Annotated in this window: 11 protein-coding genes, 1 pseudogene and 1 other annotated feature; of the genes and pseudogenes, 10 read left to right on the top strand and 2 right to left on the bottom strand. The window is 41.5% G+C overall.

Going from position 1 to position 16,898, the window contains the following annotated elements; genetic code table 11:
* Positions 1 to 16: 16 nt before the first annotated feature.
* From AYJ08_RS03020 to AYJ08_RS03005, 4 genes are all read left to right on the top strand, one after another.
* Positions 17 to 3,691 carry a non-ribosomal peptide synthetase family protein gene (locus tag AYJ08_RS03020; RefSeq protein ID WP_064016536.1) on the top strand — a complete coding sequence of 1,225 codons (3,675 nt, stop codon included), beginning with the start codon at positions 17 to 19 and terminating at the stop codon, positions 3,689 to 3,691.
* 122 nt (positions 3,692 to 3,813) lie between these two features.
* Entirely contained in the window at positions 3,814 to 4,491 is a 678-nt protein-coding gene (locus tag AYJ08_RS03015) for an MgtC/SapB family protein (protein WP_064016535.1), read from the top strand.
* Positions 4,492 to 4,552: 61 nt separating this feature from the next.
* Positions 4,553 to 4,835: a binding site (T-box leader), on the top strand.
* 195 nt (positions 4,836 to 5,030) lie between these two features.
* Positions 5,031 to 6,026 (top strand): tryptophan--tRNA ligase, encoded by a 996-nt coding sequence (trpS, locus tag AYJ08_RS03010; RefSeq protein WP_064016534.1) that lies wholly within the window; start codon positions 5,031 to 5,033, stop codon positions 6,024 to 6,026.
* Between the two features lie 188 nt (positions 6,027 to 6,214).
* Complete coding sequence (locus AYJ08_RS03005; RefSeq protein ID WP_064016533.1) at positions 6,215 to 7,081, top strand: hypothetical protein; 867 nt, start codon at positions 6,215 to 6,217, stop codon at positions 7,079 to 7,081.
* A gap of 70 nt (positions 7,082 to 7,151) precedes the next feature.
* Here AYJ08_RS03005 and AYJ08_RS03000 read toward each other — a convergent pair whose 3' ends face one another.
* Complete coding sequence (locus AYJ08_RS03000) at positions 7,152 to 7,787, bottom strand: stalk domain-containing protein (RefSeq protein WP_064016532.1); 636 nt, start codon at positions 7,785 to 7,787, stop codon at positions 7,152 to 7,154.
* Between the two features lie 655 nt (positions 7,788 to 8,442).
* Between AYJ08_RS03000 and AYJ08_RS02995 the strand changes: the two are divergent.
* Positions 8,443 to 8,844: pseudogene (locus AYJ08_RS02995) on the top strand (cupin domain-containing protein); the annotation flags it as partial.
* Positions 8,845 to 9,130: 286 nt separating this feature from the next.
* Here AYJ08_RS02995 and AYJ08_RS02990 read toward each other — a convergent pair.
* On the bottom strand, positions 9,131 to 10,114 hold the full coding sequence (locus AYJ08_RS02990; protein WP_064016531.1) for an LCP family protein: 984 nt from the start codon (positions 10,112 to 10,114) through the stop codon (positions 9,131 to 9,133).
* 352 nt (positions 10,115 to 10,466) lie between these two features.
* Here AYJ08_RS02990 and AYJ08_RS02985 point away from each other — a divergent pair, with 352 nt between their 5' ends.
* The 5 genes from AYJ08_RS02985 to AYJ08_RS02965 form a co-directional block, all read left to right on the top strand.
* Entirely contained in the window at positions 10,467 to 11,123 is a 657-nt protein-coding gene (locus tag AYJ08_RS02985) for a response regulator transcription factor (RefSeq protein ID WP_031414352.1), read from the top strand.
* Positions 11,124 to 11,126: 3 nt separating this feature from the next.
* A complete protein-coding gene (locus AYJ08_RS02980) occupies positions 11,127 to 12,566 on the top strand; it encodes a sensor histidine kinase (protein ID WP_064016530.1) in 1,440 nt (479 codons plus the stop codon).
* Positions 12,563 to 13,303, top strand: a complete 741-nt coding sequence (locus tag AYJ08_RS02975; RefSeq protein ID WP_064016529.1) for a hypothetical protein — start codon at positions 12,563 to 12,565, stop codon at positions 13,301 to 13,303. Before AYJ08_RS02980 ends, AYJ08_RS02975 begins: the two co-directional genes overlap by 4 nt.
* A 180-nt stretch (positions 13,304 to 13,483) precedes the next feature.
* Positions 13,484 to 15,346, top strand: coding sequence for an acyltransferase family protein (locus AYJ08_RS02970; RefSeq protein ID WP_231928978.1), 1,863 nt, complete (start codon positions 13,484 to 13,486; stop codon positions 15,344 to 15,346).
* An 810-nt stretch (positions 15,347 to 16,156) separates the two neighbouring features.
* On the top strand, positions 16,157 to 16,898 hold a 742-nt coding region (locus AYJ08_RS02965), incomplete at its 3' end, for an HlyD family secretion protein (RefSeq protein WP_157452773.1).

Below are 16,898 nucleotides of genomic sequence, written 5' to 3'. Positions count from 1 at the left end.
GAGGCAGGAGTTTATCATGCACAATACACCAAGATACGAACCTATAACGTTCCCACTAGACAATAATCGCTTCAGTCAGTTCACAGATACTGTGACTACAAGAAGCTCGTATGATTTGACTCCATATATGACAAAGTTATGGGAAAAGGGACAGGAAATTCATCTATTGGCTTTGTACATCATGTGGCTGCACCGTGTCAGTGGAACCCAGCAGATTACATTGGGTACTCTTATTCAGAAGAAATGGGTACCAGTAGCTATTAATGTTCAACAAGGAATGAACTATAATGATGTTCTAGATCAGGTTGAACATGTTTGGAAGGATAAGACAGAAGATGCTGATGCTTCTTATTCGTTCAATCAATTCCCAAGTACGTTTTGTCTGCAACAAGGCTCACTCATTCATATGGAAGCACATACGGCTGCTCCCCTACATGCTGGGATCATCGTAAATAAAACAAAAGCTAGCTGGGAAATGCATTATGATTCCAACAGCTTCCATCAGCAGACAATTGATCGATTTATGGAACAAATGGAATGTTTAGCAGAACAAGCTGTGCTGCATCCGCAAACAACCTTTACTGCTTATCCAATGCTATCTGAAATGGAACAGAAACTGTATCAATCCATGAATCAGACGACAGAAGCATTTCCAGCAGAAAAGACGATTCTGGATGTCTTTCAACAGGTAGTAGAAGCGCATAGTGAGAGGCTTGCCTTACAGACTGATGAGACTACGTATACGTATAAACAAGTAGATACGGCGTCTAATCGGGTAGCTACAATGCTACAACAGCATGGGATTAAGCCAGGGCAATATGTTTCTTTATTTATGGAGCGAAGTATCGAAGCTACCATAGCTGTACTTGGGATATTAAAAGCGGGCGCAGCTTATGTTCCATTAGACCCACATCATCCGCAAGAACGTAATGCCCATATTATTCAGGAAACGAATTCTCATGTAGTTCTTTCTAGTCTTGCCTATCGAGATTTAGTGGTACAAGCTATTCCAAAAGCGCAGGTCTTATGGATGGAAGACATTGAAATATATTCTGATACAGCGATAAAACCGGCTATTACGCCGTTGCATCCAGCCTATGTCATTTTTACCTCGGGGTCCACAGGAACACCCAAGGGAGTTATTTTGCACCATCAGGGAGTAGTGAATTACGGGCTTGCTGTTAGAAAAATGATGAACGTAACAGAGCAGGATATCTTCACACAATTCATCACGTTTAGCTTTGATGCGTCCGTTCATGAGCTATTTGGAGGCTTGTTAAACGGGGTTACCTTACATTTTTTAACGAAAGAAGAAAGAATGGATTCGATTTCGTTTGCAAGAGCAGTCAAGCGTGTAGGGGTTACGTGCATTCCCGGCATACCTGCTGCTTTCTTTAACCAATTAGTTAAAACGTTGCCAAGCACAGAAGCAGATTGCTTCGCCACAGTAAAAAGCATAGGAGTAGGCGGAGAGCTTCTAGCGGGCGAGGTTGTCCGTTCCTTCCAGGCTAAATTTTCGAGTGATACAATCATTTACAATTTGTACGGACCGACTGAATGCACCGTGACGTCTACGTATCATGCTGTGACCAAACCAGTGAAAGCTGATACGACCAGCATCCCGATTGGAAAGCCTCTTGCAAACTATGAAATATATTTGGTTAACGAATCGTATCAACTGTGCCCGATAAATGTTCCAGGAGAAATTCTGATTAGCAGCGTAGGAATCTCGCACGGCTATCTGCACATGCCTGAAAAAACGAAAGAAGCCTTTATTTCAGACCCCTTCACACCAGGATCAGGAAAAATCTTTTATAAAACAGGTGACCTGGGACGCTTGCTGGAAAATGGAGAGGTAGAGTATTTAGAACGTAAAGATTTTCAAGTCAAAATTCGCGGGCATCGAATTGAAATAGGGGAGATTGAGGAGCGATTAGCTACGTATCCTGAGATACAAAGCGTAACAGTTATCGTGAAAAAGGATCGTGACAATCAGAATACATTGGTCGCTTTTTACACAACAAATACACAGCAGGAGATTGATCCGGCGCTTTTACAAGCTTTTTGCTCGCAGAAGCTGCCTCCTTACATGATTCCAGCACAATTTGGTTATCTATCGTCTATGCCTATTGCACCGACCGGTAAAATTGATCGGAAAAAACTAGCCGCTATTGAGCTAAAACCGGTGACAGGAACACAAATGTATATCGAGCCCAAAACGGAGGTTGAGCAGGAGATTGCCCGAGTATGGGAAATAGGATTAGGAGTAGAGCGCGTGGGTGCAAATGATAACTTTTTTGAAATAGGAGGACATTCTCTTAAAATTATAGAGTTATTAGTTGAATTAAAGCCAAAATATCCACTGCTAAAAATTAATGACTTCTTCACACATCCAACTGTCCAAGCATTAGCGCATCGAATTGAAGAGCTGAATCAGGAAGAGCAGAACACAGAACGCACTGATTCTGGGCTGATTGATAGTAATTTACAAACAGAGGAAGTCCTTACTGAATATCCAGAGCGTTTACAAACGACTAAAAAAGTTCTAAGACGCAATCAGCATACATTTTTGCTAACGGGGGCAACAGGTTATCTTGGTTCTCAATTGTTAAATGAATTGCTACAAACAGCATCGGGCACGATTTATTGCTTGGTACGTGGGGAAGATGTTCAGAGTGCTACGGAACGTTTATATCAAAACTATTCCTTTTACTTTGGAGATCAGCTGAGCAGACAGCTTCATTCACGTGTGAGGGTGATGATAGGTGATTTGCAGGAAGTGCGCTTAGGATTGGGAAAAGAGGATTGGCATGAGCTTGTTCAAAATATTGATGCCATCATGCACTGCGGAGCGGACGTAGCTCACTTTGGTGACTCTCAGCATTTCTATCGGGTAAATGTACAAAGCACGGAGACGTTACTTGATCTGGCCAGAGAAAAGCAAGGTATTCATTTTCACTATGTTTCCACGATCGGTATTCCTGAAGAATTGTCTTATGCAGGGAAATGGCACGCATTGTGCAATGCAGACCAAGTGGACTATTCCATAGTGCTAGACAATCATTATATCAATAGCAAATGGGAATCAGAGAAGCTGGTGATGAGAGCTTTTGAACAGGAAGGCATACCAGTGACGATCTATCGTGCTGGTAATTTGAGTAGCCATTCGTTATCTGGTGCATTTCAACGAAACATGGAAACAAATGCGATGTATCGGATGTGTCGGGCGATGTTTTTGCTGGGAGTTGCCCCGCATGCTGATTGGCTAGTAGACTTCACCCCTATTGATTTTGCGGGAAAGGCGATTACTAGGCTTGCATTACAAGAGGAAGCAGTCGGTGCCGTTTTCCATATTGTTAATCCAGAACAGATTCCGTATGTGGAGCTATTGGAGCATTTTCAGTCTTTTGGCTATCAATTGAGTCTGGTATCCCAACAAGAATATGAGCAGTGGCTATTTGATGGAACGAAAAAAAATCGGGAAGGGATGGAACTTGCTATTACTCAACTGGAGGGAGATGGCGCACGTAACTCAAATGTTCGATTTGCATGCCCTAAAACAACAGCCTTATTACAAAAGCTTCAGATTACATGCCCCAAACCGACGAAAGCATATTTCCAGGCGATGGTGAGGTATGCGGTAGAAAATGGATATTTCCCAATGCCAACACTTGCAGAGCCGGTTTGCTAACAAGGCTTTGCTCCGTAAATCATCCTCTACGTATCAGTTGGTTTAAGAATAGCTCATCAGGATTTATAATAAGCTACAGGTATTAAAAGTCGTCAGACAAACCAGGTTAGAGGTGGAATAACATGGAATTAATTATTTTAGCAAAGTTGATGCTTTCTGCTTTCCTTGGAATCGTAATTGGAATTGAGCGTGAATTAAAACAGAAGCCACTAGGATTAAAAACTAGCGTAATCATATCGGTTAGTAGCTGCTTACTGACGATTGTTTCGATTGAATCTGCCCAATTTTATGCGGAAACGTCTATAAACAATCGAACAGATCCCATGCGTTTGGCTGCACAGATCGTTAGTGGAATCGGCTTTTTGGGTGCAGGGGTCATTTTGCGCCGAAATAATGATGTTATTTCTGGTCTAACCACAGCTGCAATTATTTGGTCTAGTGCAGGGATTGGAATTGCGGTTGGCTCGGGCTTTTATTATGAGGCAGCGTTAGGAGCTGCGATGATTTTGTTCTCTGTACAGTTGCTTCCTTATTTAGTAAGTATGATTGGGGTTCGAAAATTACAAGGAAAAGAGTTGAAAATTCGCCTGTTTTTAGATGAGCATTCCCATATGACAGGGATCATCCAGAAATTCAAAGAAGAAGATATGAAGATTAAGAATGTCTGGTTAAAGGATGTTGATAAGCACAGGGTACAGATGGATCTACGTCTAGTTGTGTACGATCATATTTACATTACTGACATTTATGAGATGGTCCATAATTTAAACGGGGTGGCACGTGTAGAGATTGACAGCTAGTGTGAGGTTACGTATACTGATGGATAAGTTTACAGGAATGCTATACATGATCATAATGATAACACGCGCAATGATGAAGAGGAGTATGCAGGCAAGAATGCTTAAGAGAGCTGATGGTTGGTGAAAATCAGTGCGGGAAGCTTGCAGAATGGACTTTTGAGCGTCCAGACCGATAGTGTGAACGGAACACGGTAACACACAGGTAGGCTCTGGCGGAGCGTCTCACCGATAGAAGAGACAGGTATTCGAGCAAAGGCATGCAGAGCTAGCACTTGCTCCGATACAGTTGAGCGCGCTGTGCAGACAGCGAATAAAGGTGGCACCACGGGTTTCTCGTCCTTATTTTATAAAGATAAGGACGGGAAGCCCTTTTTGTATTTCTTGTAAACAAAATAGAGGTAATCAGGACAAGGAGCGTGATGAGATGGAAGATGGTTGGTGGTGGCTTTATCAACTGAATGAGATAAATAAACAGAGGGAGATCAATGCCTTTCATACCCCACGATCTCTGCTCTCAAAACGAAAGAGGCTGATTATCTATGAAAAATCAAAAACTGGTATCAGGTATCCGTTCTACTGGTGAATTACATTTGGGTAACTATTATGGTGCAATGAAAGGCATTGAGAAGCTTGTAAACACATACGATGCTAATTTTTTTATAGCAGATTTGCATACATTGACCACACATCCTAGCCGCGAGCATATGTCTAAAAATGCTCTAGAAGCTGCTGCCAGTTATTTGGCTGCAGGCCTGAATTCTGAGCATTGTACGTTTTATACACAATCTTCTCTGTCAGCCGAGGTTGCGGAATTATCCTTATATCTAGGAATGGTCATGCCTTTAGGTGAGCTGATGAGATGTCCAACATTTAAAGAAAAGGCGAAGAAGCATCCTGATAATGTGAATTATGGTTTAGTGGGATACCCTGTGCTGATGACAGCAGATATCCTGCTGCATAAAGGTGAAGTGGTACCTGTTGGTGAAGATCAATTAGTGCATTTGGAGATGGCACGGCAAATTGCTAGGCGTTTCAATAAGATGTATGGTGAGGTTTTTGCATACCCGCAACCGTTGGCAGAGAATGCTGTTCGTATTCCTGCACTACATGGTCAGGGTAAAATGAGTAAATCAGACGGAGTAGATACGTATATTAGTTTACAGGATGAGCAAAGCCAGATCGCTCAGAAAGTAAAAAAGGCATACTCTGATCCAACTCGTATCTATCTGCAGCAATCAGGTCATCCAAGTGTACAAGGCTGCAATGTATATCATCTGCACACGTATTTTACGGATGAGCAGGGTCAACAGCAGCTTCGAGAGCAATGCTTAACGGCATCAATCGGGTGTGTAGCTTGTAAACAGCGACTAGCTGAAGAAATCGAACAAATTGTGGAGCCATTCCGTACCCGCAAACAGCAACTTACTGAAGAACAAATACTCGATACCCTGCAACAGGGTGCTCAGAAAGCTCGGCTATCTGCTCAAAAGGTTCTTCAGGAGGTACGTAATGCCATAGGAATTCTAATGGTGTAAATTTTGTAAATGATTTTTTGTTCTTTTTATTTACAATTATGGTATAATTAGCCTGTTATAAATCATCATGTAACCGGAGTGAAAGAAAGACAGCTTGTTAACGACTAAAAAATGTGCAGCTTGTATGAATAGATGTATAAGAAAGATAACTAATTTTTGTACTTTTAATACAAAGGAGCTGTTTTTAAGTGAAAACGACCCCTGCGCTCAAGCATGCAATTATGGCATTTGCTGTCTGTCTAGGCCTTTGTTCTTCTCTTTTTGGTCTTGCCGAATCCGTACAAGCGGCCGGTAATTTAGAGCCGGATTATGAAGTGAAGCTATTGCTGGATTCGAATAAGGTGCTGTCTTCTGAGTATAAGCTGTTGCCTGATGTGCTTAAAGCGTTCAATCTGCCTGACTCCGCCATAAAAATGAATGTACAGTTTCTGGATACAGAAGACCAGGATTTGAATCATGCAGGCTGGATTAGTCGCATCCGCAAGTCGGACAGTAAGGAGCATTTGGAAATCACCTATAAAAAAAGATACCCCATTGAAAACAATAACATTGATGCTGCCTTAACAAAGGCTAATAAGGAAGGCTTTGATGCTACAGACACGAATTATGAAGCGCAGGTGGAATGGGGCTACAAGCAAAAAACAGTAAGTATTTCCAGAAAGAAAAAAATAAAACAATCAGGTTTTCAAGGAACACAATTGCCTTCTCTTTCAGACTCCATTAAACTACTAACGGCCAATATACCTGGAAAGATGGATAAATGGCTGTACCCTGGATGGGGGAGTGAAAAAGTAGGACAAGCAAGAATATACGGTCCTGTTCTGGCAGAACGATACACAGGAACATGGAATGGGCTGAAGATTGATGTGGAAATTTGGCCGATTAAATCTGCTTCTGGAGGCAACTTGGATTATATTGTAGAAGCTTCCTTTAAAACTACCAAAAGCAAAGAAGCGTCAGAGGAACAAAAGAAGCTAAAGGCTTTCCTAGAAGCAAAGGGATGGTTTTTGCCAAAAGACTCATTGAAAACCGCTTTGATTTTGGAAAGATATTAGTTCAATCTCTGTTATATCCTGACAAAAAATCCTTGAAGATAAGCTTCAAGGATTTTTTCTTATTATTTCATTACTTAATGAACATAAACTGAATGGATTGCTTAAGCTGATTTAGCATGTCCACGCTTTCTTTAAATTCCGGGCTTTCTGGTTTCTCCAAATAAGGTGCTTCACTCGGTGTTTGCAATGCATATACCTTTCCGTCCTGCATTCCTAACATGGTAAAGAGTCCTGTATCTGCATACTCATCTTTATCCCATACGGTTTTAGTAATGATGAGCACTCTGAAGAAAAATTCAGGTTTTACTGCCTTATTTTTCGGTACATATTGAAAAACAACTTCATTTGCTTTTTTTTCTACTTTGATCTTATCCTTCCATTCAGAAGGGAGACTGATCAGAGCCTTTTGATCCTCAATCACATATGCATCTTTGCCAGTTATTGCTCCATTTTGGCTAGATGCTTTGCTTTTTACCTTTACGATCTTGTTTTTTTGATCCCACTGCACTTCTCCTCCGAGAGATTCTGCCAAACCCCGTGCAGGTACGAGTACCCGACCATTAATGATTTGAGCTTGCGCGTCAGTTTTCACTTCTTTCCCATCGACCATCACTTTGATGGCTGGAGCAGCGTAAGTCATGCCTGATACAAGCAGTGCTGTAGCTAATACGCCGCAAAACATCCCTTTTTTTCCTATCATCTTCATGTTGTGTCTGTCTCCTTTAGTGTAAATATCTGTTTTATTGACAACTTTTTAGATCTAAAGCATACAGAATATTCAAGAGAAAAAGCAAACATCAAATCTGGCTGTATTTTCCTAATATCCTGCATCTCACGAAATCTGGTCTATTCAGCATGGCTACACAAATTGTTCCTCAAGCCAGCACGTCATACAATATTTTTACCCCCCATGTACTGTTATTTTTTTAATATACCGAAATATTCTATCCAAGGACCAACGTCAACTCTGTATCTATTAGCCATTACTCGTACAATTTGAGCCCTTTCTGGGATTCATTTGAGCTATTACAGTCTACTAATGATTTGGTTTACAATTTCATCTAAAGGAGGTTGATCAACAATTATCTAGTGCATCAGGCTTGACGTTATTTTCCATCACCTGCTATACCTCTTCTTCCTCATGTCGATATATTCCGTAATCGTTAATGACTTCTTTCGTAGAATCCAATCGTTCAAGAAGGAGCTTGCTTTATTTTAAAAAGACGAAGTAGATAAAGGAAACGCTGCGTTTTCTTATAACATCCTGTAATGTTATCTCTTTAGAGCTTCAATATCGTGTGCAGCTAAGCACTCACCTTGAAGTGGGCGAAAGCATACCTTACCGTAAGATTACTTACTTCAATGAACTTCTAAACTTTTCTATCACTCCTAATCAAGTAGCTAACGTACCTATGGGGTGGTGGCATTACGAAATAGCATCTGAAGATAACACGCATTTATTAGCTATCTTTGATGCCCCCATTCCCGAAACAATTTTTGGTTCAGACATATTAAGATTAACCCCATCAAACATACTTTCCTACACCTATTGTTTAAACGAAGCTAAAGTCAAAGATACACTTGCACCAATTCAAAACACGGTAGTAATCGGCCCTCCTAAAAATTGTGATTTACGTCATGTCAAAGGGGAAATGCAACAACAATGCCAAAATACGACCTATGCGTATCCACATCAGGGTTATCATGCAACCTATGGAGAAATATCATATATCTCAGAGCGTCCTCCCCAAGAAACATTTTAAGTAATTGGAATTTTAGTAAAAATATTCAAATCCTTATTTACTCCCTTTGGGGGCTATTTCCTTTTTCCCTTCCTTTTTTAAAATTAAGAAGCGTACCATATTGCTCTAAATATAAAGTATGTTCCCTTTTGCAAGTAGTGTTCTGCTTTACAATAGTTAGCGATATATCTTACTTTTGAATCTACGTTTTGGTTATGTCTCTATCACAAGAAAAAGATGATTGCCAATAACGCAAAAGAAAAATGACCCGAGTTTCCTAAAGCAGAACTCAAGTCATTTTTCTATTTTACTTATCCTGACCCACTAATTCCTGTACGAATTCACGAAGCTTCTCATTGTCTTGCACACTCAGGACAGAGGCCCCTTTAACTGACGTCCCCTTAATCAATTCCATCGGCGGTACTTGTGCGGAACCGGCTATGTGGCTTTCCACACCGAGCTTTGCCAACTTTAGCATATCCGGGATATTCAGATTCGTCTGGATGTAAGGTGCTACACTCTCCAAAATTTGCTTCATCCGCAATAGGTTCCAGTCTGATTTCAGCTTTTCAGCGACGACAAGCAACAGGTTGCGTTGTCGCTCAGTCCGGGTGAAATCGCTCATTGCGTCATGGCGGAAACGCACGTATTGTAGCGCTTTGTCTCCATCCAGCATTTGTTGTCCCTTTCGCAGGTGGATGTCGTATTGGTTACCGTCGGTTTTATCGGTGTAGTCCATGTTTTTCTCGACATAAAAATCAATGCCGCCGATTACATCGATAAGTGATTTGAATCCTTCGAAATCGGTATATACATAATATTGAATATCGAGACCGAGCAAGTCGCCTATCGTTTTCATGGCAAGGGTAGGTCCCCCTAGCGCGAGTGCGGTGTTGATTCGTCCTTTGCCATGACCTTCGATTTCGACATAGGTATCCCGAAGCACAGACATAAGATGTGCTTTTTTTGTGGTGGGGTCAATAGTTACTACCAGCATGGAATCGGAACGCGCTTGGTTCTTCTTCAACCCCCGATTGTCGCCGCCCATAAGCAGAATGCTGACGCGTTCGGTGCCTTCCCATATGGCAGGCTTCAGTGCTTCATTCTCCTGCTCCTCGATTAGGATGGTATCCTTTGATTTGTCCAGACTCTCAAGTACATTGTAGGTGCCAATGAGCTGATAGCCGAAAAAAATGATGATGCTCAAAAGCAAAACTCTGAAGCTGATCAGCACAAACCTCCATGTTTTCTTTTTATGATTCTTTTGCTTTTTTTCCAAAATCCATGACATGTTGCTCCTCCAATAATTTCATCCATTTTTCGTTGATGTTCACATTGTTATTCGCGTCTGGGGATGCTATCAGTGTAGTCTGCGAATATATGATAAATAAGATGGACTTGTAATGAAGTTGTAAATTGTCGAATTTATATAAATTACATGAGCAGTGTTAGGTTTGCTCTTTTGCATCTGTTGATATATGAAAAAGGGGGGAATGAGCCGTTCTAGAAACAATCAAATTCCTATTTCATTTGTTGCATTTTTCATAAAGACATATATTGTCCCTATAAAAATATTCTTTTTTCATGTAATATCAGTAACAAAACAATATAAACCATTCATGAAATGTTAGGTGATTACGAAAATGCAAAAGAAGATATTGATTGTCGAGGACGATATTCATATAGCCAAAATTATTAAAATGAATCTTACGATCGTGAACTTTTTAACGACCGAGGTACATGACGGTCTTTCGGCACTGGAGGCGGTGAAGCGAGAGAAGTTTGATCTTATCCTGCTGGACGTTATGATTCCGAAGCTGGACGGCTTTTCGCTGATGGAAAAAATTAAATCCTACCACATACCAGTTATTTTCCTGAGCGCGAAAAACTCCGTGTATGATAAAGTCAACGGACTTAAACTAGGGGCGGATGATTACATTGTGAAGCCCTTCGAAGCGATTGAACTCTTGGCTCGAATCGAAACAGTGTTACGTAGATACGGCAAAGAAGACTCTATAATCAAGTTTCAAAACATTGAAGTGGCTCTGGACAAACGAGAGGTGACCATCCAGGGCCAACCGGTAGAACTGACTCCAAAGGAATACGATTTGCTGGTCGTATTGCTGAAAAACAAGAACATAGCACTATCCAGAGAGCAGTTCCTTGACAAAGTATGGGGCTGCGATTACTACGGTGAAACAAGAACGGTCGATATGCACATCAAATCGCTACGCAAAAAGCTCCAGCTACAGGACCATATCAAGACGATTTATAAAATTGGGTACCGGCTGGAGGATTGATGGATGAAGTTTTGGCAGAAAATATACATGTTTTCCATTCTTGCATTCGTTCTCATCTTTAATATTTTTTCGATAATGGTCATCGAGCGGAATCACACGAAAATGCTAGAACAGGAAATCAATAGCGCATTAAGCCAGTACATCAGCATTCATTCTAGCGTAAATGCAATCCTTCCAATCCTTCGTATCTATGATTCCGTCGATTACGAAAAAACAGTATTAACCAATATTGCTAACGAATTTGTCGAGAAGAACAGCGAGCAACGAATCTATTTGCAGATTTTAAATGATAGCGATCGGGCGATTTTCAGCAATACCGATTTCAAGATGCCATTTGAGCGTAAGGAGCTGGACAAGCTAGATGCGGATGAAATCAAATATATCTTGCGAGATATTGATGAACGTACGATATTGTTTGCAACGAATATAACGTACATTAATCATAAAAGATACGTATTCACCTACATGAAGGATCTTACGCCGGTGTATCAGGAGCGCGTAGATCAGTACAGCTTTTTCCTCAGAGTGGATGTAGCCGCCTGCATCCTTTATATGCTCATTATGTATGTTGTGAGCAAAGGTCTGACGAAGCCGATCGACCGTCTAAATCGAACGGCTCAGGTTATTGCACAGGGGGATTTTTCAGAACGAGTTCAGGTAACAACAAAGGATGAAATCGGCGTGCTGGCCAAAAATTTTAACGAAATGGCTTCGGTGGTCGAGGATAAAATCAATGACTTGGAGCTACACAACCAACAGAAGCAAAGGTTTATCAATAACTTTACTCACGAATTAAAAACACCGTTGACCTCGATTATCGGATTCGCCAATTTTCTGAGAACAACTAAATACAATGAAGAGATATTTTTAGATGCTCTTGATGTCATTTATTCAGAAGGAAAGCGGCTAGAATCCTTTTCGTTAAAGCTGATGGATTTGGTTTTCCTCGAGGAGCACCATTTTCAGATGAAGGAACATGATCTTAAAGCCATCATTGCCGAAATGGAACCTGTGCTGAAAATGAAAGCGGGAGAGAAAGAGATTACCGTCGTTATTGATTGCGAAGAAGGGCCTCTGCTTATGGATAAGGATTTAATGAAAAGCTTAATTTTCAATCTTGTAGATAATGCGCTTAAAGCTTCCGCCAAACAGCAGAGCATTACACTTCGTACCTACTGGAGCGATAATCATTGCATCCTCGAAATAATTGATCAGGGCATAGGGATTGCCAAAGAGCATCAGGATAAAATATTTGAACCGTTCTTCATGACGGATATAGCAAGAACGAGAAGCAATAATGGAGCGGGCTTAGGTCTCTCCATATGTCACAGTATTGCAGACATTCATAAAGCCAGTATCAAAGTGATTAGCGAAGTCAATCAAGGTACGACAATACAGGTCATTTTTAAGGGGACGGGTCAAAAGGTTGGGGTGCAACAATGAAAAAATATCTATTTTCTATTGTAAGCGTGGCGTTTTTATTATTGACGACAGGTTGCACTGGATTTTACAATGCTATCGAGAAGGACACTGTCATGGTTAAAAAAATAAATAATGAGCACAAGAGCAACGAGGTGAAATATGAAGGGGCACTTTCGCAAGATGCCATGAGGATGCTTAGCGTAAATGCTGTTAACAAATATTTTAATGAGAAGCTCACTGTAGATGATGTCCAATTTGAGCTATCGGTGATTGATCAGAACAAGCTGAAGGATCTAGTCGAGAAAGTATTCATGGGACGAAATCATGAAGTAAGTGAACATGTTGAAAAGGAGCTAAACAAAATTCCCAGTGGCCTGTACTATATGACGCTAACTGTTTCGACCGGTACCAAAGATATTTACGATATCATCTTGAATGCCAGAGACGGAGATGTTCTTAAAATCTTGAAAGTAACCGGAGCGAATTTCTTTGGTGACACATTTCCCGGTCGTAATCTGTTTGAACTGGCTGATCAGTTTATCCAGGAAAAAGGAGGTGCTGAGCTGGCGTCCGATCTGACATTGGACCAGGATGCTGTGCGGTTTGGCACCAAGACGGAAGTTTATTATAAGAGCAAGACGAACAAAACGTGGAAATATAACGTGATGATCAATCAAAGAACAATGAAAGTGATTGGCTTTAACAAAGATATCATGGCAATGCTCAATTATTATTCAGGATCGACCTCTTATCGATAATAATCCTAAGACTGGCCGCTAGTTGTGGCTGGTCTTTTTTTGTGCACCTTGAATCTCAACATTTTACAACTTGATTACAAGTCCATCTCACTTATCATATAATCCCGTACTACACTAATTGCATACTCCAAGTTATGGTGTGTTACAAATGTTAGAGGGAGGTCAAGTTTAGTGGAAGCGATGTATCGATTGAATAAACCGTATGTAAATATAGAGGATGGCAGACGACGATATATGCCGGGATTAGACGGGATAAGGGCACTAGCTGTTCTTGTTGTGGTGGCATATCATTTTAAGTGGAGTGGAGTCTTAGGCGGACTATTGGGAGTTAATGTGTTCTTCGTTCTGTCCGGGTATCTCATCATGGATTTATTGGTGGAAGAGTATCGGAGCAGAGGGCGGATCGATCTGAAACGATTCTGGTTCCGTCGCGCACGCAGACTACTTCCAGCCCTGCTACTTATGCTACTTGTTGTTTCCGTAATTCTGGTTATATTGGATAGCAGTCGATTCGTCTCTATTCGGGGAGATATTTGGGCTGCGATCATGTACATGAGTAACTGGTACTTTATTTATCACGATGTGTCATACTTCGAGAGCTTTGGTCCACCTTCTCCTTTCGGACATCTCTGGTCACTGGCAGTCGAGGAGCAATTCTATCTTCTGCTACCGTTGTTACTGTTTGGCATCATCAGATTCACAAAGCCTACGTGTGGAAAGCTTGCGCTGTATTTGTTGGTGGGTGCAGCAGTATCTTTTGGTACGATGGTGCTGCTATACGATCCTAATACGGACCCGAGCAGGGTGTATTATGGTACGGATACGCGAGCATTCGGATTTTTGATCGGAGCTGCACTGGCGCTTGCATGGCCAAGTCGTATTCTTGCCACACCCTTGTCACGTAAGGGAGCCGTTGTACTCGATATTGTAGGTGCTATCGGCGGAGCTATTGTCGCTTATATGATTGTCTTTACCGGAGAATATGACGAGTGGCTGTATAGGGGGGGCATGGTTGTTCTCTCAGTCGCGGCGGCATTGGTCATTGCCGCTGCTGTAAGCCCGTTCACTACTGTGAGCAAACTGCTTGCATGGAAACCTCTTAGGTGGGTCGGTCAGCGATCATATGGCATTTATCTATTGCATTATCCGATTATCGTTTTAACAGCTCCTGCAAATCCTAATACGAAGGTCAGCTTTTTCCTTCAGCTTGTTTTACTAGTGGTGATTATATGGCTGGCAGCGCTGTCTTATAAATTCGTAGAGTCACCTTTTATAGAGTCATCTACTTTAATCGAAGGCTGGAAACGAAGTAAACTCGAACTGCGGAAAAACGTAAGCCAGAACGCCTTCATTCGACGTCGAAGATTATCTGTATTACTGTCAATCGGCATGATTGTTCTCTTATGCGTCTCTTGTGCCCAGCGTGAGAGCGAGACTTCAGGAGCATCTTCTGAAGAAGTGAAACAGGAAATGACTCAAGGCGATACTACGGACGAGGTTAAGGAGGAACGGAAGGAAGAACCAGAGCTACATGAATTGCTGATACAGTCGCAGGATGTTCAGACATCTGCTTCACTATCCGATGGGGTAACTGCTATTGGTGATTCGGTCTTGCTCGGTGTTGCTCCAGAACTAGAGAAGCGTATACCAGGTATTATCATCGATGCGAAGGTCAGCCGGCAAATGAAAGATGCACAAGCTATTGTACAACAGCTTGAATCTGAAAAACGGCTTGGGAAGTGTGTCATCATCGAGCTTGGTACGAATGGTCCCTTTACATCGGATACGCTAACGAACCTACTCGATACCCTTGGTGCAGAACGACAGATTATTCTCATTAATACGCGAGTTCCGCGGAATTGGCAGGATAAGGTGAACCAAGAGCTAAGCAGGGCAGGTGAGGAGCGTTCCAATGTTAAGGTAATCGATTGGTATTCCTATAGTGCGAACCAATCGGGCTGGCTAACTAAAGATGGCATTCATTTACAACCTGAAGGAGCAAAAGCATACGCCTCGCTGGTTGCCGAAACGATCAGTAATTAACAGGCAGACTGTATCTTTATCAGACAGGGTTATGCAAAATGCTGCTGCTTGATTGAAGCAGCGAAAGTACGGATAGCTGAATAAAAGTAAATGGTAAAAAAACGAACGTTATGATTGACGCCACGTAGTACGTTTGCTGACTTGTTTACTGATAGGGGAGCTAGATTTCAAGTTCAAAGCAAGTTTCTTATCAAGAGCGGAACGTAAGTGGAGTAGCATGCCGCGGCAACTGCTCCACTTTTCGTTCAACTTGCGCATAGCGATAGGGAAAACTAGCTCTACAACGTTGTATTGGATGGTCAATAGTACTGCGTTATGTAAAACGGATAAGCCTCAATATAATGTCAAAGTAAGTTTTTTTATGTTCCTTCGATTACAGGTGTTGACAGTAGAACGTTATAACTATCTAACAAGAGCGGCAAAGAGCAAGCCCTCTGACAGCTGTTTCGTTTTAGCATTCCCTCGAATCGATCCCATCCTAACGACCTATAATTTCGAATGTTTTGAACAAATGAGCTTCCTACTATATAAAAACCAGTCCATTTTCAACTGCACAGGCACAAATCAGATGTATGTAAAAACAAGATGTAAGCACAAAACAGTCCTCAACTTACAAATTTGTAATCCTAGTGTCACCTAATTAAATAGTAAACATTTTCCCTTTATCTTAGAATACAAGTTGTTCAAGTAAATGATGTAAAAATGAATGATGTAGAGAGGTGATGATTTTTGAAAAAATGAGTAAAATCTATAGGCTATTGTAAGATTTATGCGTAAATCCTTTATAAAGATATTTGTAAGGAGGCTATTATGAAGAAACGTTGGTGGGGTGTTATCGCAGCTGGAGTACTAGTCGCCGGCGCCTATGGTTATTTGAATTTAACCGCTGTTGACGCAACGGGCTTTCCTGTTTCCGTCACTCCTGTTGTAAAAGGAAGCATTGAAAACAAAGTAATGGCATCAGGAATGGTTAAGGCGAAGCAAGAGGTTACGCTTTTCTCCCCAAATAATGGGACCTTGCTGCAATTTAACGTACAGGAAGGTGACAATGTTACAGCAAATCAAGTCATTGCTCGTATAGATGTAACCGATCTATCAAGCGAAATTGCATCCATTGATGCGCAAATCGCTTCGCAGCAGGCTCAACTAAATCGTGTTAAATCAGGCAAAGAACCTGAAACGATTGCCCAACAGGAAGAACGCGTTCGTCAAGAGAAAGAAAAGGTTGACTCTGCCCAGAAGGAATACAACCGTACCAAACAATTGGTAGAGGCTGGTGCTTTTGCTGCCACTGAATTGGACAAGGCTAAGGACTCGTTATCCCAAGCGCAATCATCTCTTAAAATGTCCCAGAGCGAATTAGCCCTCAATAAAAAAGGCCCAAAAAGCACAGATATTGCTTCCGTTCAAGCACAGATTAACCAGCTACAGGTAAAAAAAGCGGAGCTAACGAAGCAAAGCTCTCAATCCAGCGTGGTGGCTCCTTTCTCCGGTACCGTTTTAAAGGTGGATGCTAAGAATGGTCAAGCCGTGATGAAGGGGACAGAAATGA

The organism is Brevibacillus sp. SKDU10, assembly GCF_001645205.1.
Lineage (GTDB): Bacteria > Bacillota > Bacilli > Brevibacillales > Brevibacillaceae > Brevibacillus_B > Brevibacillus_B halotolerans.
Note: the sequence above shows the minus strand (reverse complement) of the source record. Positions and strands in the feature narration are given on the sequence as shown.